This window comes from Posidoniimonas corsicana (assembly GCF_007859765.1).
Taxonomy (GTDB): domain Bacteria; phylum Planctomycetota; class Planctomycetia; order Pirellulales; family Lacipirellulaceae; genus Posidoniimonas; species Posidoniimonas corsicana.
The window spans coordinates 2,034,668-2,060,564 of record NZ_SIHJ01000001.1; the positions used below are offsets into that span (position 1 = coordinate 2,034,668).

Consider the following 25,897-nt stretch of genomic DNA (forward strand, 5'->3'; position numbering starts at 1 on the left):
CCCGCAATCACGGGCTATTTCATCAGTACTTCGTCGAGGTTCAATAGGACTTTCGCCACGGCCTGAGCCCCCCCGCCGGGATGTTCCAGCAGCTCGGTGAGAACCGTCAGCTCTTCTCCCTTGGGTGGGCGGCAGGTAACAAGCTTGAAGCCCCACGCGATTTGTTCTTCTGGCGTGCCGGTGGTCTGCGTGATCCGCTCCGCCAGCGCCTCGGTGCACTCATCAAACGATTCACTATTGAGAGTCTGCAGCGCTTGGAGCGGGGTATTGGAGCGCAGGCGACGCGGCGAGCAAAACTCCCGTGAGGGTTGATCAAAGGTTGCGAACATCGGGTACGGGATGCTCCGTTTGGTGTAGGTGTAAATGGACCGCCGGTAGCGATCGGCGTCGCCCCGAGGCGCCGCTGGCCACCTATCGTAGGCCGCGAAGGGCTGCCACACGCCGTCCGGGATCGGTGGCTTCACAGGGGGGCCATAGAGATCGCGGACCAGCAACCCCGACAGCGCCAATGCCTGGTCTCGCACCATCTCGGACGAGAGACGATGCCTGGGGCCGCGGCTCAGCAGCCGATTGTTGGGGTCAGATGTCTTAGCAGTGCTTGATGCGACTTCGCTTTGGCGATAAGTGCTAGAGAGAACCAACTCACGGAGCAGCGGCTTGAAGCGCCAATCATGCTGATTCTGAAGTCGGAGTGCAAGGTGATCCAGCAGCCCCGGGTGCGAGGGAGGCTCTCCCGAAGAACCGAAGTCCTCTTCTGTTTCGACAAGGCCGACGCCAAAGAGCTGCGCCCAAACCCGATTCACGGCGACACGTGCGGTTAACGGATTCTTTTCGGACGCCAGCCACTCGGCCATTGCAAGTCGATCGGCTGGCTGGTTTCTTGAGAGCGGCGGCATCGTACTTGGTACGCCCGCCGAGACCTGCTTGCCCTTGTCCAGGAAGAGCCCACGCTCAAACACGTTCGTTTGACGCGCTAGGTGAGTTGGTCGCTCCTGCATGACGGGTGTCGGCGTAGATCGAATCTCTCGACGCTGTTCTTGTAATTTGGCGAGTTGCTCCCGCTGCTTCGCAATAGTAGGAGAGTTGGCGAAGTCGGTGAAGTCTGGGTTGCCTGAGACCGCCAGCCACCCCCGCCGACTCGTGAGGCTGAAGGCGCCGACCATCTGGACTCGATGGGCAATGGTCAGGCGGAGTTTGGCGCCCCGTGGGATCACGACCGGCGAACTAAGGACCAGCGCGACGCGCCTCGGGTAGTAGATACGCGAGAGCGCAGCAAACCCGCGTCCCGACTTACTGTCGAGGCTCATCTGGGGATCATAGATTGGGTGCGGTTCGTCGCCGATGACGCGGACAAGGTCGAGCGGCTTGGCCTCTGACTGCGACGGCAGCAGCAGCTCCGCAGAGACGTGAGACCAAACGAAGCCCCACTCAGAATCTCCCTTAGCCGCCTCTGGATCCAACGGCAGCACGACTCCTTTAATCGCGGTAAGCGACTCGAGCCCCGCTGGGAGCGGGGCTTCGAGCGTGAACGTGGCCCCGTGCTGGATGGTGCCGACTGTTGTGAATTCGTCGTGGGCGGACTGCTCTTCGACATCGAGCACCGTGGCGTTGCTGGTCTTGGCTGACAAGCCTTGCAGCGGCGTCCATGAGCCGTCGTCCTCTAGCATGCCAAAACCCTTTGCCCAGAGCGATTCTTGCAGTGACTGGATCTGCTCATCCAATTGCTCTGCCACTTTGTAGTCAGCGGTTTGAAGCGGCGCAGCGAAGAGCGGCGCGTCGTCCCCCAGGTCGGTGTCGACAGTGCTATTGAAGAAGGCCGCGAAGCGGTAATAGTCTTCGTGGCGGAACGGTTCGTAGGGATGATCATGGCACTGCACGCAGCCGAATGTCATTCCTTGCCAGGTCTGCCAGGTGGTGTTGACCCTGTCGAGCACTGCAGCGATGCGGAATTCTTCGTCATCGGTGCCGCCCTCCTCGTTGGTTTGTGTGAGGCGGTGGCACGCGGTCGCTATCAGGTTTTCCGGGTCTCGACCAGGGAGTAGGTCGCCAGCAATCTGCTTGATTGTGAACTGGTCGTAGGGCATGTCGGCGTTGAGAGATCGGATCACCCAGTCGCGATACTTCCAGATGGAGCGGGGACCATCTAAGCCAAGCCCCTTGGAGTCGGCGTAGCGGACTTGATCTAGCCAGACGCTAGCCCAACGCTCCCCATAATGGGGCGACGCGAGCAGCCGGTCGACTACACGGCCGTAGGCCCCGTCGCCCAGCGAGTCGAGCTCAGCAAGAAAACGCTCCAGTTCCTCTGGCGAAGGAGGCAGGCCGGTGATGTCGAGGCTGACGCGACGCAGCCAACGGTGGGGGGCTGAATCTGGCGGAGCATCTAGCCCTACCTGCTCTCTACGGGCTTGGACGAATCGATCGATATCGGACCTAGCCCAGGCATGGTTCTTTACGGTCGGCACTTCTGGTTCAGGGGGAGGCTCGAACGCCCAGTGCTCTTTCCAGGTGGCGCCTTCGGCGATCCATTGCCGCAGCAGGTCGATTTCACGGCTGCTAAGCGGGGGGCCATGCTCTGCAGGCGGCATCCGCAGGGAAGGATCGTCTTCGATCACTCGGTCAATAATAATCGAACTGCCGGGGTCTCCTGGCTCGACGATCCAACCCTCCGGAGGAAGCACCTGATCGCGATAGACGAATGAGATTCCCGCCTGCTGCTTCACCCCGCCGTGGCAGCTCAGGCAATGAGAAACGAAAACTGGGCGGATGTGTTGATTGAAATCGACGCGCGTAGGGGGCTCTGATTCTGGACCGCCAGCCTCGGAGTGGTTCGCTTCTGCAGGCTCTGCAGCGGGTGAGTCAGACGCCGGCACGCATAGCGGGGCTGCCAGCAAGAAGCTTACGTGCGCCAGACGAGCAGCATAGGCTCTGGCACGGAGGCTTCGCCGTGGTTGAGGTAGTCGTCGAGGCAGTTTGAGAAGCATCGTAGGATTGAAGGCATTCGTGCCGGGCAGGTGGAATGTGTAAATGACGGCTGCCACCAATCCTGCCGGGACGATTGGAGCTTGCCAGGAAAGACGAACCTTACTCCCAAGTAGCGAAGCCCATGGTAAAGGCCCACCTTACTTCAAACTCCTTGTGAGTCGGAATCTGTTGGGCGTGAGTGAGCTGCGGCCACGCCCTGACCGGATCTTCGTTCAGGCGATTGGCGACGACGCTTGCAGCCCCGACCGGCATCCGAATCTAATCGGGGCGTCATCCCGTACTGTCGCCATTTGTTCGGTGTCGTCGACGCCACACTAGCCAATGCAGAGGGCAGGCGCCCACGTGCCCAGAATGCCGGCTGAATTCACTGGCAAGAAGGGCGTTGCCGGTCTATGACGCTGGGCTGAACTTGTAGACGCTTTTGACGCTCTTTCTCGGTAACAGATCGGGGCATCAGGTCTTTGAGGTGAAGAAGCCCAACGCGCATTGGCTCTCCGCCTGGCGGCATTCAGCCCCATGCCCTAGCTATATTCAACACAGGCGTGCCGATATTCACGCAGAAAGTCTCCATTTAAAGAAGAATCGCACGTTGCTCGGCGACAGACTCGGCGGGCAACTCAGCAGCACATGCATGCGGTCGCACGACACTGCCCCCTGCAGAATGTCGATCTCGTGCGATCGGCAGGCCTGGCGGACCAGGTCTCGAAAGCGAATGCCTACCTCCCCGCTCAACGCCTGCTTGCGAGAATTCGTCACCCACTCAGAATGGCACTACAGATCAAATCGCGTATGCGATCCCGTGCGTTAGCGCCCAATCCCACAAGGGTACCGAGAAAATGCTCCAAGGAGCCGCTTGACGGCGAGGACTTCTGGCCCCTCACAAGGGCAATGATCACTGGCGCTGCCTGAAACCTCGGCCTTGGTTCGCTGGAGGCATTACGAAACTCTAGCGGGGCGACACCCTGGCAGCCATTCCTGCCTAGATGCCGTCTCGGGGTTGCGCATATAAGATGTCCTGGAATAGGGGCAGATCTTGCGAAAACGATGGTCCGCTTGCGCGAACAGGAGCGACAGCGCCTGGAGAAACGCCTGGAGAATGGTGTGCGGACAACTGCGGTTACCTCCTGAACATGCTGTCGAGCTCACAGAGTGTGCTCAGCGGGGAGCGCGATGGGCACTGTAGCACGCGTTAGCGAACCGCCCATCGACCGAATCAAAGTTTCTCGGATATTTTCAACGAATTTGTGCAAAACCGGCGGCACTTTCCGGGAATACATACAGCGGTAGTTGTCACTCGACCTCTACTGGATTGACTCATCTCATCTTCTCCAACAATGCCACCTTCCAGGGCAGCGGGTGGCAACGCAACTTTTCCTTATGGCCGTAAGTGACGAGGCGAATGAGCGGTTTGTTGAACTGCTTGCAGCTCACACAAAACGCCTATACGCGTTTATTCGCACATTGATGCTCAATGGTGAGAATGACGCCGAAGAAGTGTTCCAAGCCACCTGCTTAGTCCTGTGGAGGAAATTCGGCGAGTACGATCCCGCAAAAGACTTTGGCGCCTGGGCCTGCCGGATGGCCTACTTCGAGGCGTTGCGACAAAAGCATAAATCCCAGCGAATTCAGCACATGAGCGAGGCTGCCCTTGAGGCCCTTGCCGTGGCGGCCGAGCCAATCGCCCAACAGATCGACCGCCGTCGGGAGGCTCTGGCGGATTGCCTGGCCAAATTGAATGTTCCTGATCGAGAGACTGTTCAATTGCGGTATTTCACGGGGCTTCGCCCGAAAGAGATGGCAGCCCGCAAAGGTCGGCCCAGGCACACTGTGTACCGAGAGCTAAGCCGCATCCATTCTCTGCTGATGCGATGCGTGCAAAGGAAACTGGAATCGGAATAGATCGTCCATGAGCGAATCCACCAGAAGTGAGCAACGACTCCGTGCCATTATACTGAAGATCTCGGCTGGGGATGCATCGTCGGCTGAGTCTCGAGAACTGAGTAAATTATTCGAGAGCCCAGCCAACGCCGCCCATGGGTCGGAACTCTTAGATCAGATGGCAGCCCTCAGCGACGCGGAGCGGAGTAAGAGTACGCTCGCGTCGGAAACGCAGTTCGCAACGCCTGGGGGGGCGTCTTGCCGGCCCCGCCGAGCCGGAACCTGGTGGGATTGCGCCTCACGCTATGGCTGGCAAGCCGCAGCCGCCGCTGTTCTGATTGTTAGCCATTGGGCCGTCGCTCAATTGGCAATCGGAACCGTCGCTGGTGCGAACTCTTCGTCGCCGTCTGGGCCGCCGCTAGCAGCCAGCCACTCCGCGAGTGCCTTCGCTGCCACGCCGCAGCTAGTTGGGATGACGGCCTGCGTCTGGGAGTCCGAAACAACCGCCGAACCTGCTGTGGGAAACTCGCTTCGCTTGGGCGAAGTGTTGACCCTGCTCGAAGGGATTGCTGAACTCGATTTCGAGAACGCCCAGGGCGGAAGTATGCGGGTCCGGATCGAAGGGCCGGCTAGCGTCTTCTTGCGAGCCGATGGGAAGATCGGCGTTCGCCATGGAACCGTCACCGCGGACGCGAGACCGAAGGGCGGAGAGTTTTCGTTAGAAACGCCGGCTGGCGCCATTCAGGTGCTGGCCGACGCATCCTTCGGTATTCGAGCAACGGAGGATTCTCATGAGATCCACGCCTTCGATGGCGAACTGATCGTGACGCCAGGTCGAGGAACGCTTTCGACTGAAGGCATGCGTGTCTCTCGCGGCAACGCCTTACGGCTGCAGCTTCGGTTTAAGGAGATTGTAGGTGCAGAACACATTGCCGCCTCGCCCGCGGCGTTTGCATCATCGCGTTCCATGCTTTCGGACCGAGTGAGGTTCGGCAAAGCGTACCAAGATATCGTGCTGCGGAGTGAGCCAGTCGTCTACCTGCGATTCGCTCAAGCGAGCAGGGTGGTGCCAAACCTTGGCTCAGCTGAGGGCCTTGATCTCCATCAGGTTGGAGAAGTCCATTGGCGGACCGCCACCGACCAAGCGACCGTCGAATTTGGCTTGAATCCGAACCCCGGATGTTTCGTGAGCCAAGACTACTGGCCGAATGAACCGCTAGGCAGCTATTCGATCGAATTTTGGATGAAGCCGAGCCAATACCGTAACGGATCGTTGGTCTCGCTGGTTGGCAAAGATCCTCAAGGGACGATGTATCCTCACGGACTGCTGGTTGAGCTTGGTGGACCAGTCGTTTCCGCCGACCGAGGAGTCCCGTCTAGCGCCATTCGCTTTCTTCATCGGAATCCACTCTCTCTGCGCGGTGATGTAGGGACGTCGTGCATTTCAAGTTCAAACTACCGTGTCAGGCAATGGCAGCACATTGCTGTTACCAAAGACGGGCAGAAGATGACGCTCTATCTGGATGGAAAGGTGATGGCTGAAGCACACGAATTGAGAAACCTGCCTGGGCAGCTCCGACTCGTGGTAGGTCAGATCTACCCATTGGATGGTTCAGAGAATTACAACACGAAGGGAATCCGTCCGTACATCGGGCAGGTTAGAGAGCTGGCGGCTTATGAACGACCGTTAGAAGCTAGCGAGATTCGCGCACGGCTCCGCAGTGCTCGCCCCGACACTAAGGGTCTCACGGAGACCTAGTACGCATACTTGCAACGGTTGAGCTACAAAAATCAAAGAACTGCTGTTCGAGAGCAGGCAACTCAATCGTGAAATCTTATCTGAAGGATATGGGGAAGACGACAAGGAAAACCTATGCAAACTGACAAAGAAGATCGACGCTCGGCTTTAGGATTCACCCTGGTCGAACTGCTGGTGGTCATTGCGATCATCGGCGTTCTCATTGCGTTGCTGCTGCCAGCCGTCCAATCGGCTCGCGAGTCGGCCCGCAGGATGCAGTGCCTGAACAACTTGAAACAGCTCGGCCTGGCGTGCCATAACTACGAGAGCGCCAATGGAACTCTGCCGCCGGGGTCCCACTACAACGGTGGCCCCCCACCAGGCGGAAACTGGATCACCAATACATTTGACTACATGGAGCTCGGGACTGTCCTCGACTCCCTGGACAGAACCGAGTACTTCACAAACGGTGGGGCGACAGATACTCCCAATGAACAAGTCATCGCGCAGCTACGGTTCGAGCAGTTGATCTGCCCGAGCGATGAAACTGCTAGCCAACCGATGGCAGACGACGTTGAGTCTTCAGGCCGGAATCCTAGAGTCTGCCAGATGCTTTGGTACACCGGCTCTATGGGTACCACCATTCCTGACTTCGTTTCCACATTGACGGGAACCGTCCCAGCCGGTGCATCGGGCGGCGTCGATCCTGTTATACAAGTCGCAACTGGTTGCAACTTTGGGTCGGGCGGTAAGTTCAACTGCGCCCCATGCTTTGGGAATGCTCGGCTGCCTTGTATGGGGCCAGAAGGCGCTCTTTGCGGTGGGCTGATATGCCGCTCCATCGACGGCGTGGCGTTCAAGAAAGCCCCGGATGGGCTCTCTAAGACATTCTTGGCTGGTGAGCACATTCCGTCGCATAACTATTTCAACTCGGTGTTCTCTGAGAACTTTGTCGTCTCGTCAACGGTGACACCTATCAATCTCTTCAACGACGCAGAGGAAATCGGGCGAGACGGTCCAAGGCAACCTCGCACCTACCCTCGCACCTCTGGCTTCAAGAGCTGGCACCCTGGCGGCGCCAACATGCTTTTTGGCGATGGAAGCGCTCGCTTGATCCAAGAATCGATCGATTACTTTGCCTGGAATGCGTTCGGTTCGCGAGCGGGTGAGGAAAACGTGAATGACGACGCCTAGTCCTTGTTCGTGCGGGCACTCCCCCCCCGGCTTATGGTGGCGTGCTAGCTAGGTTTGGAAAGCTTGTCAAAGTCGAAAACTGTTGAAAGGTTGTAAGTGTCTAGAAATAGTCGAAGTACTAATGCACTGCTGTTGCTAAGCGTTAGCGTGTTTATCGCATCGCCGTTAGGCTGCGGCGGCGATCCATTGGCTAAGGTCCCTGTCACAGGCACCGTCACGTTCGACGGCAAAGAGTGCCCCGCGTCTGGTCGCGTTACATTGTCTCCGCTGAGTATCGCTGAAGGTGTGCCCCGGCGTCTCGCTTCGGGTTCGTTTGGAACGGATGGGAAGTTTGAAGCATACTCCTTCAGGCCAGGCGACGGGGTCGTGCCGGGTGAGTACCGCTTCGCGGTTTCCTGTTTCGATCCGAGAAAAGTGAGCAGCGCTCCTAGTGACGCCGAGGTAAACGCCGCATCTTACGTCGCCAAGGATTATGAAGGGCTTATCCTAACGGTTGAGCCGGGCAAAGGATTGGCGGATTTGAATATCGACGTCCCGCTCCGCAAACCAGGGGAGGGCAAGCGTTAAGTTTCACCGGTTCAAGCTTGAGAGTGTCGGCAAAGGCAAAGCTAGTATGCCTTCGATTCCAGCCAAGATGCTCACAAGTTACTACCGCAGTTCGAGGCAACGAGGCAACGATGCAGCTTGAAGGTTATGCCACAGCCTTTGAGTTGGCGCATGGTCGCTAGGGACGCATCTAACAGTGCGATTGAGTAATCTACCTGTCTTATTTGTAAGAAGAGCAGCCTTGATAATCGAGAACTCGTTCCTTAGCGAGTGTGGGATTGTGCTGCCAAGCTATTCAACTTTTCGTCCGGTAAGTGATCGATTAGAAACCGCCCACAAGGGTGGACCTCACCTTGTCTTATTTGAATGTGGAGCAATCACGTGATTGAGCAACTCAAGCTCTTAGAACGCGGCCGCCAATCTTGGCAAGCAGTCACCCTGATCTCGGTCGCTCTTGTTTGCGCCAGCAATTCCCAAGCGCAGGGCCTGACGTACGTCGACGCGGATGACTTCGTCAATGTAAATTTGAGCACCAGTTCGGGGGAACCGCTGGGAAATGCAATCGATATATTCGGCACCTCTACTGATAACGGCGGCGACGGCCTATGGCGTATTCGTGGCACTGCTACCGGTAATATGTTCGGCGCGTCGGGCATCGTGTACGAGGCAGACCCTGGCGAAGATGTTCCCGAGTTGATTCAGACCGTTTCTGGACTCGCTTCGGGAACAAGCTACGACATGTACGCCGTCTGGTGGTCGGCCACTGGTGGCGAGAATTGGAATATTCGGGGCGCGCTGACTTCAAATCCGAATAGCAACACGCTGTATGACCGGACAGGCGGCCTTGGGATCCCTGGTAGCTTGGCCGTGTTTGCTAACTGGCAGTCGCTCCCCGGTGACAACCCCGATATCGAAGATGGCTTTCCCGGCGTTGAGGGAGCCACGCTTGAAGGTAATCGCGTAATGTTGGTTTCCAAGGTAGGAACTGCGATCGCGGATGGCAGTGGCGAAGTTCAGGTATTTATAGACGATCTTTTTGACGAGTCATTGGGGATCGCTCAGCGCACATGGTTCGACGGAGTTGCCTATGCTCCGGCCGGGGCAACGGCGAATACCGTTACGGCGACCATTGATCGAACTACTGGGAATCTGACGGTATCGTCAATGACTTCTGACTTTTCGATCAACGCCATTAATATTGCGTCGGGAGCTGGCTCCTTGGCCTCTTCCGAATGGTCGTCTATTACGGGGAATCTGGATTCCGCTGGCGACAGCACTTTTGATGGTGACGCTTGGGAGGTGACCTCTTCGACCTCCTTCAGCCTGGCCGAGAGTGAAGTCGATCGAGACCCTAGCGAGGAGGTGGTTCTTGTCGACGGCGGAACCTTCGGCCCCGGCGGAGCATCGACCATCGACTTTGGCAATGTATGGCTGGCCTCGCCATTTGAGGACGTGAGCGTCAATTTAACGCTGAACGATTCTGGCTTCTCAGTGCCCGTGACCGTCGAGTTCACCGGCGGAACGCAGCAGGCGATCGGTGACTACAATGCTGATGGCAATATTGATGTCGACGACTATGGCCTAATGCTAGGTAACCTCAATCGAACCTTTTCCGACATCTCACGAGCAGAGGCCCACGGCATGGGAGACATAACGGGTGATTTAGTTACAAACTTCAGCGACCTAGTCGCATTTCGCGATGTCTATGACACCGCCAACGGAGCTGGCAGCTTCGCCCTCATCTCTTCAGGGGTCGTGCCAGAACCAGGATGCTTCGCCCTTCTGAGTATGCTGGCCGCTGGATGGCTCGGATTTCGCTGCCGACGCCACGCACCGGTGGTAGCTGCCGGGGCGCTAATGCTCGCCTTAGTAGCAGCGGCGCCAGAAGCCAGCGCACAAATAACTTACGTCGATGCAGATGAAGAAGCAGGCGGCAACACGGTAGGCCTTCCTGGCGGCTGGGTTGCTCGCGGAGCAGGCGCAAGCACCGATGCCCTTAACTTCGCGAATGAAGGCGGAGCGCTGCAGGGGAACGGGGAAGTGGATGAACTGGCGACAACGTTCTCAATCCCCAACGCGGGGTTCTATCAGATCTACGCCTTTTACTGGTCCGACGGGGGCAACTGGAACATCCAGGCCGGGTTGGAGAGCGGAGCATTGACCGACTTTGACCAGAACACTCCTGGCATCCTGACGGTTAACGAAGAGACGCAGATGAGTGGCAGCCCAACAGAAGTGCTAGGTCTTAATGTCCTCGGGCAAGGCGACGACACTTTTGATGACTACGTCGATGGCAACAGGACTATCTACGCAGCTTCGATTGGCTTTGCTGCTGTGGCCAGCGATAACGATACAGTGACTGCTTACATTGACCACAACTCCGACTTGGGAGCTCGCACCTGGTATGACGGGCTCGGCTACGCGGTCGCACCGGCAATACCGACGTTAGAGGTAAATACAAGCACGGGCGAAATCAGTATTAAGAATCAATTCGATGTATCGGTCGATATGAGCTATTACGAGATCACCAGTGCAAGCGGTTCGCTTAACCCAGATGGCTGGAACAGCCTCGACGACCAGAATATCGATGCTATCGACGGCGATGACGCCGGATCGGTCGCAGGCGATAGTCTGCTGGAAGGCTGGGACGAGGCTGGCGGCGTTGGCGGAGGCGGTGACCTTGACGGCGACTACAATGGCGACCTGACCGTGGATGCGGCAGACTACACGGTCTGGCGTGACGGCCTTGGGACAACGTATGTCCAAGAGGACTATGACACTTGGCGTGATAACTATGGCGCCACATCCAACCCCGGTGGTTTGTCTCCTGAAATTCTCAACGAGGTCAACTTGCTGAACATCACTACGCTAGCGGCACAAAGTGAAACCAGCTTAGGGACTGCGTTTAATACAGCGGGAAGTCAGGACTTGGTCTTCCGCTATGGAAACGTCGAGGACGGGTCCTTAACGACATCCTTGGTGACCTACGTTGGCGAAGGAGGCGCCGCCGCTACTGCTCCGGAACCCACTGGGGTTGCACTACTACTTTCCGCACTTTGCGTCACTCTAGGGCGTCGACGTATTTGCTAGGCGCATGAGTGTGGTTCTTAGTTCGTGCCGCCGGTAGATGCCTGGGCAGGGCTTCTACCGGCTGGCGCGTCTAGTTTTAGAATCTCTGACAAACCGGTCTTGATTCACGGTAAGTCGCGACCGTAGGGCGATCGCATCACAATGAATGCATTCAGGCAAGATGCGTCGCATCGCAGCTTGCCGAGTCTCGCTTGCCAAAGAATAGAAGCAATCAGATATGTGATTCGTTAGATCGAGAGGGAAACGACAGAACGTTCCGCCGCTGTCAAGCAAGGCTGGGAAGCTCTAAAGCTTGCCTTGTCACCCTCATTCTGATGCGATTGCCCTGGGGGCAAAGTTACGACAAGTTCAATAGGTTTTGTCAGGGCTTCTATAGGCAACACCGGTAGTCGGTTGGTCTCGCCCGTCATCGTGAAGCGGAACTCGCCGCAACGGTGTTGTGATGCACCTTTGTGGCTAGAATCATATTGTGGCTGTGTCCACGTGAATAGAATAATCAGAGCGGTCTTTGTGCCGTGAGCTACTATTGAAGCACCTTCTAGACGATTGGCTGTACTACAGCTAAGCGGCGTCATACTAGAGCTGGCAACATGAAGCGTTTAAAGAGCGAGCGAAGTGCGAATCAACAGCGAAGCACTCGACGCAGAACACTAACTGTCGAGCGTCTTGAACCACGGGCCATGCTCGCCGCCGAACCCATTATCACAGAGTTCTTAGCCTCGAACTCTGACGGCCTGCTCGATGGCAATGGCGTCTCGTCTGACTGGATTGAAATCTACAATGCTGGCGACACAACGATCGACCTCAATGGTTGGCGCCTAACCGATGACGCCGGCGACCTTTCAAAATGGCAGTTCCCTGACGTTGTCGAGTCGATCTTGGACCCGGGCGAGTATTTGGTCGTCTTCGCCTCGGGTGATGGGGTTCCCGATCCAGAAGGAAATTTGCATACGAATTTCCGTTTGTCGGCTGCGGGCGAGTACGTTGCCTTGGTCGATCCAGGCTTTGCAGTTGCCAGTGAGTTTGGAATTGGGGGCGTCGACTATCCCGATCAGTTCACCGATGTCTCGTACGGGTTTGAAGGGGTCTCTCCCCCAACAGCGACGCCTGGCGCGATTCTCTATATAGACGCAGATGAAGAGCCTGGTGGAAACACGACTGGACTGCCGGGCGGCTGGGCGCCGCGCGGGGCTGGCGCCGGCCAAGACCCCGTCAACTTTGGGAACGAAGGGGGGACGCTGCAGGCGTGGGGCGCCGTGGGTGAGCTAGCGGTAAGCGTGCCTGGGCTCAACCCCAACCTCGTCTATGACGTCTTCGCTTTTTTTTGGGATGACAGCAATGGCTGGAACGTGGAGGCAGGCCTGACAAGCGGGCAGCTGACGAACTTCGTCCCCAGCAGCCCCGGCGTCTTCGCCGTCGACGCGTTCACTCAGCAGCCAGGCAGCAGCCAACTAGTCTCGGGGCTCAATGTGCTGGGCCAGGGCGGTGACGACTATAGCGACTGGGTCGACGGAAACCGGACGCTCTACGCCGCACCAATTGGCCAAGTGAGCGGCGCGGCGTCCACCACAGTATTTATCGACCATGATCAATCGCTTCCCAATCGAACTTTCTTTGATGGCGTGGGCATCCGTCCGACTGGCGCGCTAATCGACGCCACAAGCCCGGCTAGCTACCTGATTCCTACCGACGACAGCCTGGGCACGAGTTGGACCGCCAATGGGTTTGACGCGTCCGCCAACGGGTTCGTCTCGGGCCAGTCAGCTATCGGCTACGAACAGAACCCGGTGAACAACGATGATAGTTTCTCCGACAGCATTCTTACGGCGGTTCCCGCTGGAACGACGAGCGTCTACCTGAGGACAGAGTTCGAGATTCAGGACGCCTCAGCGGTGACCAGCCTGATGCTTAGTGCTCAGTACGACGATGGCTTCGTAGCGTACCTCAACGGCGTGCAGGTCCTGTCGAGGTTTGCCCCCCCAAATTTGTCTCACACCAGCACTGCGGTTACTCCCACGGGCCGGTCGGATAGCGACTCCCTGGCGTACGAGTCATTCTCTCTGGCAGGGTTCTTGAGTGAGCTTGTTGACGGAACGAATACTTTGGCAGTCCACGCGCTCAATTCGAGCTCTTCCAGCCCCGACTTTCTCTTCTCGCCCCAACTTACGTTTTCCACCGAAGCAGCGACGTTCGACAGCGTCCGCTATCTGCCGAATCCAACGCCAGGGTCCGCCAATGGCGTGGGTGTCGCGGGGTTTGTCGAAGGCGTCGTGACGTTCAGTCATCAACGTGGCTTCTACGACGCCCCGATCAGCGTATCAATGGAGTCGGCTTCCGCAGACGCCGATCTGTATTTCACCCTCGACGGCAGCGTCCCAGCGCCGTCTAATCCCAACGCTACACTCTACACTGGTGCGATTCTCGTGGACCAGACCACGACGCTCCGCTCAGCGGCATTTAGGGAGGGATATGAACCTACTACAGTAGGCACGCAAACCTACGTGTTCTTGGAAGACGTTCTCACGGCCGACCCCCTTGGGGATCCTCAGAACGGCGTGACCTACCCAACCAATTGGCAGGGCGGCTTTCCGGGCGACTACACCGTGGATAGCCGCGTTGTGGACCAGTGGGACGATAACAGCCCGGTCGATCCAAACGACTTCGGCATCCGTGAGGGGCTGACGTCGATTCCAACGATATCGTTGGTGCTCGACCACGAAGACCTGTGGGGAGTCGGCCCTAATGGCACGGGCGGGATCTACCCCAACGCAACCTCGCAAGGCGCCTCGTGGCGTCGCCCCGGCTCGGTCGAGTACTTCGATCCCAACACAGGCGAGCAATTTCAGTACAACGTCGGCATCCAAATGCAGGGCGCCGCGAGCCGCGACAACAACCGGCTGTTAAAACACTCGTTTCGTTTAGTATTCAACAGCGAATTCGACGGCCCCGGACGGCTCAATTTCCCGCTGTTCGACAACTCTGAGTTCGCCGACATCAACACCGTCAGCCTGAAGGCGTCCTTCACCGACTCCTTCGCCACTCGAACGGTCACCGACCGGTACTCGCCGCTTGATTCGACCTACATGCGCGACGTCTGGATGCGCGACACGCAAATCGCGATGGGCAACCCATCTGCCGGCAGCACTTACGTCCACTTGTATATCAATGGCTTGTACTGGGGGCTCTACTGGCCGTCAGAGCGAGTTGACGACGCGTTCCTTGCCTCTCGGCTAGGTGGAGAAAGAGAAGACTGGGACATCGTTAGAGATTTTAATGAGCTGTTTCGGGGAGAACGGACCGCCTACGACGACATGTTCTCGCTTGCTGATCAGATAAGCGACGCATCGCCGAGCGTGGCGAACGATCTGTTTCAGCAGATTCAAGGCAGGCTGCCCAGCGGCGTCGACGACCCAAACACTGATGCGTTGTTGGATGTCGACAACTTTATCGACTACTTGGTATCTCATCTGTACGCCGGTGTTGAAGACTGGCCCAGCCACAACTGGTACGCCGCCCGCAACCGCGTCGACCCCGGCGACGGATTCAAGTTCTTCACTTGGGACCAAGAGATATCTCTGGACCAGCTCTACCGAGACCGCACAAACGCTAGCAATAACCAAACCCCCGGCGAGCTCTTTCAAGATCTTAGAAACAGCTCTGAGTTCCGTTTGCGGTTCGCGGACCGGGTGCAGAAGCACCTATTCAACAACGGTGCTATGACGGTTGAAGCAAACCAGATGCGTTGGATGCAGCGGGCGAACCAGATCGAAGCGGGCATTATCGGTGAGTCAGCGCGCTGGGGCGACGCCAGGGAAGGTCAGACCATCACTGCCTACTCCACACTGGGACCTTTCGGCGATGGGCATATCCCCACCGGCAGCCAGAGCGTGCCGTTGATGACCGTTGACCACTGGCGAGAGTCTGTTGAGTACGTCCACGACTCGTTCTTTGCAAACGCCGGCGACCTCTTGATTCAGCGACTGCTAAACGATGGGTTGTTTGTCTCGCTGGACGCACCGCTGTTTTCTATCGACGGGGAATCGCAGTTTGGCGACTCGGTCGCCGCCGGAAGCACGCTCACGCTGTCGGGCCCGGGCACGGTTTACTACACACTCGACGGGTCCGATCCTCGCAGCACATCGGGATCGGCTGTTGGCCTGCCATACTCGGGCGATGGCATCACGCTCGATACGACGACAGTCGTCAAAGCGCGGACCTTCGCCGGGGGCGAGTGGAGCCCGCTGTCCGAGGCAGTCTTCACAACCAACGACATTTCCATCGTCATTTCAGAAATCAACTACTCCCCGTATGAACCGACCGCCTCCGAGGTGGCGTCGATCGCCGGCGTCCAGAGCGACGACTTTGAATTCCTCGAGGTGTTGAACACGTCGCCTACGGATTCTGTCAATTTGAGAGATTTTGCGATCGCCGACGGTGTTTCATTCACTTTCGGCAACACGACCTTGGCGCCGGGTGAAAGGGTGGTCATCGTAGAAGATCAACTAGCATTCGAGACGCGATACGGTTCGGGCCTGAACGTTATCGGCGAGTGGAGCGGCGGTCTCAGCGGCGGCGGGGAGACAATCACGCTTCTCAATGCAGTGGGCGCCGAGCTCATGTCGGTCTCCTACGGGGATTCAGATCCATGGCCAAGCGTCTCCGATGGCGCCGGGGCAACCCTCGTGCTTGCTGAGCCTACAAACACCCCCTCCAATCAACTAGGCAAATATTACGCTTGGCGAGGCAGCGCCGAATTCGGCGGGTCTCCTGGGCTTGCGAGCGCGCCCTTAGCTGGCGTGGTCATCAACGAGGTGCTCGCCCGTACTGAACTGCCCCAGATAGACGCCGTCGAACTCTACAACCCGACGTCGAGCAGCATCGACATCGGGGGCTGGTTCCTGAGCGACTCCGACAGTCAGTTCTCAAAGCACCAAATTGCCCTGGGGACGACCATTGGCGCCGGACAGTACCTGGTCCTCGACGAAAACGATTTCTCGTTCGGCCTCAAGGGCGAAGGAGACGACCTCTACCTCGTCAAACCCACTGGCGCCGGTTCGATCGAGTTTGTGGACCAGGTCGCATTCGGAGCCACCCTGGCGGGCGAATCGTTAGGCCGCGTACCTAATGGCAGCGGCCGGCTTACCCCATTGAATAGCAACACGTTCGGGGTCGCCAACACCAGCCCGCGCATCGACGCAGTCGTGATCAGCGAGGTCAACTACCACCCTGCCGATCCAAACGCGGCCGCAACAGCAATCCATCCCGCTATCACAGACAACGACTTGGAGTTTGTCGAGATCCACAACGCAGGTGTCGCTGCTATCGACCTGACCGGCTGGGAGTTAAGGGGAGAGAGCGACTACGACATCCCAACAGCGACAAACCTCTTGCCCGGAGAGAATTTGTTGCTTGTTTCCTTTGACCCCAATGACGCCTCAAACACAGAACTAACTGCTGCATTCCGCGCCCACTATGGCTTGGGTACGGAGGTTACAATCCTTGGCGGCTTCTCCGGCAACCTGAGCAATGGCTTCGCAAGGGTTGAGTTGCAGAAGCCTGAAATGCTCGGCGAAGGAGGCGTCGTCCACATCACAGCCGACGAGGTTCTGTACGATGACTTGGCGCCTTGGCCGGAAGCGGTCGATGGCCAGGGACAAAGTCTTCAACGTTTGGGCGCTACTCTCTACGGCAACGACTCGACAAGTTGGTACGCCGCGGCGCCCACACCAGGCGCGGTGAGCTTCCTCCCCGCACTGCCCGGAGATTATGACGGTAATGGGACTGTCGAACAGAACGACTACGCCGTCTGGCGCGCCTCCTACGGCAGCACCGAGGTGCTTGACGCCGATGGCAACAACGACGGCATTGTCAACGCCGCCGACTACACAATCTGGCGGGACCATCTTGGCCAAACCGCAACAACACAGGTAACCTCCTCGAGCACGCCAGTAACGGCGCCTGCTTCAAGCGAGGCGTCAGATTCGCAGTCCGCAACCTCAGATGCGCAAGAGGATCGCTTGAGACCACAGCTCGCCTACTTCTCCCAAACCCAGCTCGGCGCCGAGCCGCAACTAGCTAGCAGGAACTCGCAACTCACCGTCCGACCACGTTCGGCAGACCCAGAACGTGCTGCGTCGACCGACCTTGCGCTTCTCCTGCTTGCTATCGGCCATAGCGAGTCAGGCATAGACACAACGAGCGAGTGGGAATCTTCCCCGCCCTCGGATGTCTCTGAGGCAGGACTCGAAAAACCTGAAACGCTCCCTACTCAGAAGGAACTTGCCTTCGAGTCGCTGGCTAGCAGCGTGAGAAGTTTGCCCTGAAATAACTAACCGGCAAGCCTCCTCGCCATGATCTTTTTAATTCGCGACCACTCCGAGGCTTCGAGGCGTCACACCGCTATCATCGGGACGCTGACTTTCTCAACGCTTTCGAGATTCTGAAGTGTATGACTAACTTCGAATACTAAAGGACGTGCCTAGTTTTCTCAAAACCCCTCTATGCATCAGTGGTCTGCTGACCTAATCCCCAATGCCGATGAGAGCACGGGATGAGAAATTTCCGCTGCCCCGCGTAGCGGAGCTGCTGCCTGAGACGCAACTGAAAGTGGCAGCGCGCCGGAGTGGGGGCAGGCGGTAGTCGTGCAGCCCATCGGACAGAGATCCACTGCACTGGTAATCGCAAACACTTTTACCTTCGGCATCTGTGGTATTGGGTGAGGGTTGAGGTGTTTCAGGACTAGGTTCATGCATGAAATCGAGCCAGTCGTTTCCGAGATGACGTTGGTTAGGTGAGAATGCTTCCGGTACGGATGCTCAACCGGATGGTTTGCTATGGGATGGGGATGACACGTGGCCGGCGTCGACGAGACGACCTTGAGGTCTTGATAGACCCGCTGCCGTACGCTGAATACCTTTAGTTTAGTACGCTGGACATGAAGTATTTTGATCGGACGCGTTCAGATTTCTCTCCCTATGGCTTTACTTGCGAGCAGTGGCAGCCAGCCCGGATGCCGCGGCCCGATCGTCACAACGAAATTGAAATCAATCTGCTCCAATCAGGCTCGCTTTCCTATTTGCTAGGAGGTCATCGGATAGATATTGGGGCTGAACGGCTCTCCGTCTTTTGGGCTGCAATTCCACATCAAATTGTGGCATTTGAAGACACTACGCCCTACTACGTCGTGACTCTACCCCTGAGTGACTTTTTACTTGCGGGTCTAGACACTGATTTCGTAAGCCGAGTCCTGCACGGCGAATTGATCATCGATCCCGCCAAGGATAAAACGGACGCGTTCAGGCTTCAGCAGTGGGAGCAAGACCTTAGAAATGACGACGCTGTAGGGGAACAAGCAGCCAGACTGGAAGTGCGCGCCCGTCTACTCCGTGTTGCTCGGAAAACCCTCGGCCGATCTCGACTCGCCAGCCCGTCGCCGCTGCTGTCGCGAGCGGACCAATTGGCTTGTTATATTGCGCGCAATTACCAGCAACCGCTCACCTCTAGTTCGATCGCTTCAGCAAATGGTCTGCACCCAAACTACGCAATGAACCTTTTCCGGCGGACGTTTGGAACGACGATATTGCAATTTGTCACCGAGCATCGCATCTCTCACGCTCAAAGGTTGCTCGCCACGGCAGACGATGCGGTCCTCACGATCGCTATGGACGCTGGTTTTCAGAGTCTGAGTCGATTCAATGAAGCATTCAAGGCAGCGTGCGGATGCTCGCCTCGTGAGTATCGCAAAGCACACCGCGCCGCGATGACAAAGGACCCCTAGCAGCCCGTTGATAAACCCACTTCCCGCCCCGCGAACGTGGCGCTAGATTGAGTGCCGCAGGATTTTTTTGATCGGGGGCATGCGATGGGTATGAGACGACGGCGGCGTGAGCGATACCATCCCACCGCTTCTGTAACAGCTAGCACCGCTGCCATCAGCGTGTATTGAAAGAGAGGCGGGCCACGCTTGGTTTCCTAGAATTGTTTGTTGTGAAACTCAAACAGAAGGAGACTAGCCATCCACCCGCTACGGGCAACGCGCCCAGGCCGAGACCACCATCAGCATGCTCAAACGCCTCCTCGGGCCCCAGCTGCGAGCACGAAAAAAGCCCATGCAGCGACGCGAAGCCGCCCTCAAGACCCTCACCCTCAACCTCAACCTCATGATCCTCTAAACATCTAGAAGCTTTCTACAGAGCTACAAAACTCAGGGCCTATTTCTCCCTAGGTTGTCGTAAGTGCTTTTGATTCAAACCATTGCGTGAAGTGCCCCCAAGCAGGCCGGCAGAGTTTTGTCCGATTGTGGTCGCTAAGGGGACAAAACCCCTCGGCGCTACGTGCTGTCTCCTCATCGCCAACCGCGCAGCCGAAACCGGCGGCGCGCGATACACCGATCGCCCGCCCGCGGTGGGTACGTTCGTTCACGCTCCATTGGACCACAGCCGGTGGCTGGTTTCAGCAGAGAACTGGGCGGAATAGCGAGGTTCCGGCCGGCCGATTGTCGCGATTGGTCAGCGCCAACGCGACCGCCGGAAGCGGCCGTGCACACCGACCGCGGTGAATAGCAGCAGCGCCGCGGCGGGCTCGGGCGCCGTGTGGGCGGCGGCGAGGACACTGCCGTAGTTGGCGGCCCACAGCGCGTACTGTTCGTCGCCGATGAGGCCCTCGGTGGCGGTGTCGTTGAGCAGCGTGCCGACCGGCCTCCCAACGTTGTCCCGCCAGACGGTGTAGTCCGCCGCGTCGACCCGCCCGTCGAGGTTGAAGTCGCCCGCCAGGGTGAGCGTCTGCCCATCGACCGAAACGAGCGTCGCCTCGCCGGTGGTGTACAGCCGGGAGAGGTCCCAGACGTGCCCCTCACCGGTGATGATGTCGAAAGAACCGCTGGGTGAGGCGGGCCACTCGAAGAACTGGAACGCTCGCCCCACTAGATTGTCCGGGCTGGCGTCGGGGTCGAAGTCGAGGGACAGGGCGCCGCTGAGCGCGATTGTCTGGTCGTCGGTCTGGAAGCGCAGGGTGGAGCGCCAAGGATCTTCGTCAACGACTAGCCGAAGCGTCCCTCCGGCATTGAAGTCGGTCTCGAACACAGCTACGACGCCACTGCCCACGTGCTCGTCTAGACGAAACCGAGGGTCGTTGCGGACCGTCAGGGTTTGACCCGCATCAAGGGCGAGCACGGCGATCTTCCCCGTCGGCGAGATGGCGTAGCGGTAATCACTCATGGAGATGTCGCCGGTTAGAGTCGCCTGGCGTAGATCGGCGCGATCGAGGACGACGCCGGTTGCACTGGATCCGCTCAGGTTGGCGCCGGTCAGGTTCTGCTCGGTGAAATCCCAGTTGTTCAAGTTGTTGCCACTGAGGTCAATGTCGCGAAGATCGCCTTCCTGGTAGCTCTTCGAATCATACAGGTCGGTTCTGCTGAACCCAAAGTAGGTCGTGGTTGACAGGTTGGCGCCGGTGAGCACCGAGTCGTCGAAACGGACTTCTTGCAAGTAGGACCAGCTCAGATCTGCCCCGGTAAGGTCAGCTCCTGTGAGGTCGGCGAAGAGCATGACGGACGAGTACAGGTTGGCGCCTGCCAGGTTGAAGCCACTCAGATCGAGGCCGCTAAGGTCGGCGTAGGGGATACCAGTGTTGGAGAGGTCCTTCTCCATAAACGATCGGGTAGACGTTATCTGTGTGTTCGACATCCCGCCGCTATCGAACTGCAGGGTCGCGCCGCGGATGTCGGCGTCGGTGAAGTCGGCCCCTTCCAGTGCGCAGTTGATAAACGCCGCGCCGACGAGGGAGACGCCGGACAGATCAACTCCGGTCAGGTCGGCATGCTCCAGTCGGACGTGCTCCAGGTTCTTTTCCTGTAGGCTGCGGGTCGATTCAAGCTGCGCCGCTGTCAGCCGGCCTAGGCTGAATGACACAATAGTAGCGCGGGCGATGTTGGCGTCGCTAAGATTAGCCGTACTGAGTGAGTTGCTTCGGATGACCGCGTGACTCAGGTTAGCGCCGGAGAAGTCCGTGTGAGCCAGGATCGCGGCGCCGAAGTCGGCGCGTGCCAGGTCGGCGCCAACGAACACCGCCCCAGTCATGTCGGTGTACCGCCAGTCGGAGTCGGTTAGCGCGAAGTCAGTGAAATCGACGCCTGGCAGCGACCACTCGGCGAGAGAGATGCCGGTCAGATCTTTCGACTGGTAGCTTCCCGTTGACTGCAGCATGGCGGCAGTGAACCCGTACTGCTGGGCGTCGATCAGCTCCGCGTGGCGGAGGTCGGCGCCGGAGAAGTCGGCTCCGGTCACAACGGTTTCTGAGAAGTGAGCAGATCGCAGGTCGGCGTTGGCAAGGATCGCGTTGGTCAAGTCGGAGCGTACGAACTCGATGGATGCCTTGTGCCCATCCACGCTCGACGCGGTGGCCCCGTCCAAAAGTGCGCCATTTAGGTTGACTCGGTTGAAGCCGACGCGGGAAAGGTCAGCGTCACGGAAGTCTGTCCCGGACAGGTCGGTCCGGCTAAATCCCGCTCCGCTTAGCCGAGTTCCACGGAAGTCAACGCCCACTAGGCCAGAGACGCCGCCGAAGGATGCGTCCGTGAGATCGGCGCCGGCCCACAGCGCCCCCTGCAGCTCACTGCCGTCGGCGAAGTGGGCCCCGTTAAGGTTCTTGCCGCGGAAGTCCCAGGAATGCATTTCGCCCGAGAGTGAGACCGGTCCCAACTCGCCGCTCTGGTAGCTGGCGGTGGAGTCGAACTGCTGTTGGTTGATCCCATTGCCCGTGTTGTTTCGGAGCATCGCGCCCCAGATTATGGCGTCGTCAAACCGGGCGTCTGTTAGCTTTGCATTGAACAGGTGCGCGTCCGTTAGATCGGCGCCCGTGAAGTCGCTGCCGGTCAGGTCTGCGTCACGCAGCCAGGTCCGAACAAGTGAGCCCTGCCGGATCGACAAGCTCTGCATAGCGGTGTTGTCGAAGGTAGAGTCAGACAGATTGACGCCATCAAAGTTCCCGCCCGAGAGGTCCGCCTGGACGACGTTCATGCGGGTCATGTCGCCGGACTGGTAGCTGGCGGTCGTCGCGAGGGCGTTGGGCGTGAAGGTCTTTCCCGTCCGATCGATCAGCGTCGCCCCGGGCGACATTGGCGCCGGTGAGCACCGCTCTGTCTGATCCCAGGACCACTCGGGCGCCTGCTAGGTTAGCGTTCGTAAAGTCGACGGAACGCCAGTTGTTGAGGTTCAAGCGAGAATCCGACAGGATTGCCCCACGGAACGACATCTCGACGGTCAGTGAAGAGGGTGCGCTTATCGTCGCGCCTTGCAGGTCGGCGCCGTCGAACACCGTGTTCTCGAACGACTGGCCGATCATCTCTGCGTCGCGCATTACCTGACCGGTGAAGTCCCACCCGCTAAAGTCGGCGGTAATGTACAGCGCGCCCAAGTAGCCGCTCTTGTAGCTCGCGGTTGAGTAGAGCTGGGCGGCGCTAAGGTCGGTCCGCCGGAGCTCGGCGTTGGTGATCGACGCATCGGTGAGGTTGGCCCCGGCAAGTCTCGCTTCGGAGAGCTTAGCCCCAGTAAGGTCCGAGCCGGTGAGGTTGGCGTCGCGTAGGCTTGCATACTCGAACGTCGCGCCCACCAGATTCGCGTTGCTGAGATTGGCGGCGTCAAGTTCGGCCCGCCCCAGGAAGGCGTAAGGCAATGAGGCTTGTGTGAGGTCGGCGCCGGAGAAGTCGGCGCTTGACGCCCAAAGGCGGGACGTTGATGTCGCGTTTCGCAGGCTGGCGTTCTCCAGGTAGCCGCCAGTCAACACGGTCCCGCTCAAGTCGTATCCAAGTAGCATCGCGCCGGGCAAGTACGCCTTGGTGAGGTCCATGCCGGTGATGCTGGTCACCGAGTTCAGTACGACCCCGGCCCCATCCGGCGTGAGCGTTGAGCTCGCACGCTTCCCCTTGCTGGGGTCCGATGGGTTGACTTCTTCCCACTCGTAAATGTCCGCGGCGGCGGGGGAGGCAACGAGCGCAGCGCAGAGCAGCAGGCAGAGGGGTCGCATGAGGTAGCACCGCCAGAAGGAAGGACCGCAGGAGGATCCTCCTACGGTAGCCGCTGGTGCGGTTTGGTGCAACGTTTCGTGGCGGGTTAGAATGCACGCCGACCGTTTCCCCAAGGAGCCCGCCGTGCCAACTTCCTGCCGTGTTTCGTTCCTCGCTCTGTTGATCGGTTCGATCGTAGTCGGGGGCGTGGCTGGCGCCGAGCCGCTCGAGGTGGACGGCCGGCCGGCGCAGCTCGATGTTCGCGCCGCCGGCGAGCACGCCGTCCGCATCACACTGCGGCCGGTCGACGCGCCATTTCAAACGCCGTTCACGCCGGCGCTGGTTGAGGCAGAAGCCGAGGCCAAGCCGGTCATCAGCGTGCAGCAGGTGGAAGAGCCGATCACCGAACAAGTGGGCGCGCTGCAGGTGGAGGTCCGCCCCGCTCCACCGACGGTGGTGGTCCGTGACGGCGATCGACTCGTGCAGCGCCTCACGTTTGACGACGGCGGCCGGCTGCGGTTCCGCCTGGACGACGCGCCGGTGCTCGGCATGGGCGAGGGCGGCCCGCGTCCGCCGCGCCGCGCCGAGTGGCGTGAACTGCCGGTGGAGTTTGACCGCCGCGGCCGCGTGCACCGCATGCGGCCCCGCTGGCAGGCGGACGCGTACGGCTCGCGGAACCCGGTGGCGATGCTCGTCGGCACGGGCGGGTGGGCGCTGTTTGTGCCCACGCCGTGGGGCGCCATCGACCTGACCGATGAAGCCGAAGGCGTGTTCACGCCGATCGAGGCCCGCGACGCGGGCGCGATGCGCCAATCGCAGCGCGACCAGCAGGAGAACCGCGGCAAGGGCGTCCCGCCGATGGACTCGATCACGCCGGGCGCCTTCGACCTGTTTGTGTTTGACGCGAGCGACCCGCCGGCGTTCTTTCAGGACGTCGCCACGCTGACCGGCCGGGCGGCGCTGCCGCCGCGGTGGGCGATGGGCTACATGCAGTCGCACCGCACGCTGGAGGACGATGCGCAGCTCGTGGAGATCGTCGACACGTTCCGGGAGAAGCAGATCCCGCTGGACGCGGTGATCTACCTCGGCACCGGCTTCACACCCCGCGGTTGGAACACGGAGCAGCCGTCGTTCGACTTCAACCCTGAGGTGTTCACGCGGGATCCTGAGCAGGTGATCGCCGACCTGCACGACCGCGACGTGAAGGTGGTGCTGCACATGGTCCCCTGGGACCGCGACAAGCTGCCGATGCTCACCGGCCAGATCCCGGCGGCCGATACCGAGGCCCTGGACCCCGGTCACATCGCTCCTTACTGGCGGCAGCACGTCGACCTGGTCAACGCGGGTGTCGACGCGTGGTGGCCCGACGAGGGCGACTGGTTCGACCTGTGGGAGCGGATGAAGCGGCACGAGCTGTACTACCAGGGCCCCATTTCCTCGCAGCCGAACCGCCGCCCGTGGAGCCTGCACCGCAACGGCCACCTGGGCGTCGCGCGGTGGGGCGGGTGGGTCTGGTCGGGCGACACGACCTCGAGCTGGAAGACGCTTGAGGCGCAGATCGCCGTGGGACTCAATCACTCGCTCAGCTTGTCGCCGTTCTGGGGCTCGGACATCGGCGGCTTCTACCCGACGCCGGAGCTGACCGGCGAACTCTACGCGCGGTGGTTCCAGTTCGGCGCGTTCTGCCCCAGCTTCCGCTCGCACGGCCGCACCTGGCACACGCGGCTGCCGTGGGGCTGGGGGCTTTCGGAACTCGGTCCGCTGGAGTCGAACACGCCGCCCCTCGAGTCGAGCCTCAACAACCACGCGATCGAGCCGGTCGCCAAGAAGTACGCCGAGCTGCGGTACCGCCTGCTCAGCTACAACTACACGCTCGCCTGGCAGGCCCGCTCGGCCGGGCTGCCGATGATGCGGGCGCTGTGGGTCCACTACCCCGACGACGCGCACGCCCGCGGCGTGGGCGACGAGTACCTGTGGGGCCGCGACCTGCTGATCGCCCCGGTGTACGAGCCCGACGCGACGAGCCGCTCGGTCTATTTGCCCGCGGGAAGCTGGTACGACTGGTGGGCCGGCGAGGCGGTCGAGGGCGGACGCACCGTCGAGCGCGAGGTCGACCTGGCCACGATGCCGATCTACGCCCGCGCGGGCGCGATCGTGCCGGTCGACCCGCTGCGGCAGTTCACCGGTCAGGAGGTGGATGAGCCGACCACCCTCCGCGTGTATTCCGGCGCCGATGGCGGGTTCACCCTGTACGAGGACGCGGGCGACATGAGCTACCTTGCAGGCGCCTGCGGGCTGACCCGCTTCAAGTGGGACGACGCCGCGCAGAGGCTGTCGGCCACAACGGAGGCGCAGGGCGGCTGGGAGGGAGAGCTGGACAAGCGATACCGCGTCGAGCTGATGCCCAGCGGCGAGACGCTTGAGCTGGTGGTGCAGGACGGGGCTGGTGAGGCAAGCTTCTAGGCCAG

The 25,897-nt window shown here is 59.5% G+C and carries 11 protein-coding genes; 7 read left to right on the top strand and 4 right to left on the bottom strand.

Going from position 1 to position 25,897, the window contains the following annotated elements:
* Window positions 1-14: 14 nt before the first annotated feature.
* Together KOR34_RS07775 and KOR34_RS27465 are read right to left on the bottom strand one after the other, a co-directional pair.
* A complete protein-coding gene (locus KOR34_RS07775; protein ID WP_390620784.1) occupies window positions 15-2,870 on the bottom strand; it encodes a PSD1 and planctomycete cytochrome C domain-containing protein in 2,856 nt (951 codons plus the stop codon).
* 664 nt (window positions 2,871-3,534) lie between these two features.
* Window positions 3,535-3,738: a transposase gene (locus KOR34_RS27465; RefSeq protein WP_146563712.1), complete on the bottom strand. Its 204-nt coding sequence runs from the start codon at window positions 3,736-3,738 to the stop codon at window positions 3,535-3,537.
* A gap of 621 nt (window positions 3,739-4,359) precedes the next feature.
* Between KOR34_RS27465 and KOR34_RS07785 the strand changes: the two genes are divergently transcribed.
* From KOR34_RS07785 to KOR34_RS07810, 6 genes are all read left to right on the top strand, one after another.
* Window positions 4,360-4,881, top strand: coding sequence for a sigma-70 family RNA polymerase sigma factor (locus tag KOR34_RS07785; protein WP_146563714.1), 522 nt, complete (start codon window positions 4,360-4,362; stop codon window positions 4,879-4,881).
* Window positions 4,882-5,377: 496 nt separating this feature from the next.
* Entirely contained in the window at window positions 5,378-6,619 is a 1,242-nt protein-coding gene (locus KOR34_RS07790) for a LamG domain-containing protein (RefSeq protein ID WP_228714543.1), read from the top strand.
* 114 nt (window positions 6,620-6,733) lie between these two features.
* Entirely contained in the window at window positions 6,734-7,792 is a 1,059-nt protein-coding gene (locus KOR34_RS26545) for a DUF1559 family PulG-like putative transporter (RefSeq protein ID WP_197531241.1), read from the top strand.
* Between the two features lie 927 nt (window positions 7,793-8,719).
* Window positions 8,720-11,428 carry a hypothetical protein gene (locus KOR34_RS07800; RefSeq protein ID WP_146563717.1) on the top strand — a complete coding sequence of 903 codons (2,709 nt, stop codon included), beginning with the start codon at window positions 8,720-8,722 and terminating at the stop codon, window positions 11,426-11,428.
* Between the two features lie 680 nt (window positions 11,429-12,108).
* The gene (locus tag KOR34_RS07805; RefSeq protein WP_197531242.1) at window positions 12,109-17,751 is read left to right on the top strand and encodes a lamin tail domain-containing protein; all 5,643 of its coding nucleotides are present in this window, start codon (window positions 12,109-12,111) and stop codon (window positions 17,749-17,751) included.
* A gap of 611 nt (window positions 17,752-18,362) precedes the next feature.
* The gene (locus KOR34_RS07810; RefSeq protein WP_146563721.1) at window positions 18,363-19,205 is read left to right on the top strand and encodes a helix-turn-helix domain-containing protein; all 843 of its coding nucleotides are present in this window, start codon (window positions 18,363-18,365) and stop codon (window positions 19,203-19,205) included.
* Window positions 19,206-19,935: 730 nt separating this feature from the next.
* Here KOR34_RS07810 and KOR34_RS27090 read toward each other — a convergent pair.
* Window positions 19,936-22,452: a pentapeptide repeat-containing protein gene (locus KOR34_RS27090; RefSeq protein ID WP_228714652.1), complete on the bottom strand. Its 2,517-nt coding sequence runs from the start codon at window positions 22,450-22,452 to the stop codon at window positions 19,936-19,938.
* On the bottom strand, window positions 22,403-23,449 hold the full coding sequence (locus KOR34_RS07820) for a pentapeptide repeat-containing protein (RefSeq protein WP_197531243.1): 1,047 nt from the start codon (window positions 23,447-23,449) through the stop codon (window positions 22,403-22,405). The genes KOR34_RS27090 and KOR34_RS07820 overlap by 50 nt, the downstream gene beginning before the upstream one ends.
* 124 nt (window positions 23,450-23,573) lie before the next feature.
* Between KOR34_RS07820 and KOR34_RS07825 the strand changes: the two genes are divergently transcribed.
* A complete protein-coding gene (locus KOR34_RS07825) occupies window positions 23,574-25,892 on the top strand; it encodes a glycoside hydrolase family 31 protein (RefSeq protein ID WP_197531244.1) in 2,319 nt (772 codons plus the stop codon).
* The last annotated feature ends 5 nt before the right edge of the window (window positions 25,893-25,897 follow it).

What these genes read in the sequence shown, in the direction of transcription:
- KOR34_RS07785 (WP_146563714.1), top strand. Translation starts at nt 4,360, where the DNA reads ATGGCCGTAAGTGACGAGGCGAATGAGCGGTTTGTTGAACTGCTTGCA.
- KOR34_RS26545 (WP_197531241.1), top strand. Translation starts at nt 6,734, where the DNA reads ATGCAAACTGACAAAGAAGATCGACGCTCGGCTTTAGGATTCACCCTG.
- KOR34_RS07805 (WP_197531242.1), top strand. Translation starts at nt 12,109, where the DNA reads ATGCTCGCCGCCGAACCCATTATCACAGAGTTCTTAGCCTCGAACTCT.
- KOR34_RS07810 (WP_146563721.1), top strand. Translation starts at nt 18,363, where the DNA reads ATGAAGTATTTTGATCGGACGCGTTCAGATTTCTCTCCCTATGGCTTT.
- KOR34_RS27090 (WP_228714652.1), bottom strand. Translation starts at nt 22,452, where the DNA reads ATGACCCGCATGAACGTCGTCCAGGCGGACCTCTCGGGCGGGAACTTT.
- KOR34_RS07820 (WP_197531243.1), bottom strand. Translation starts at nt 23,449, where the DNA reads ATGCGACCCCTCTGCCTGCTGCTCTGCGCTGCGCTCGTTGCCTCCCCC.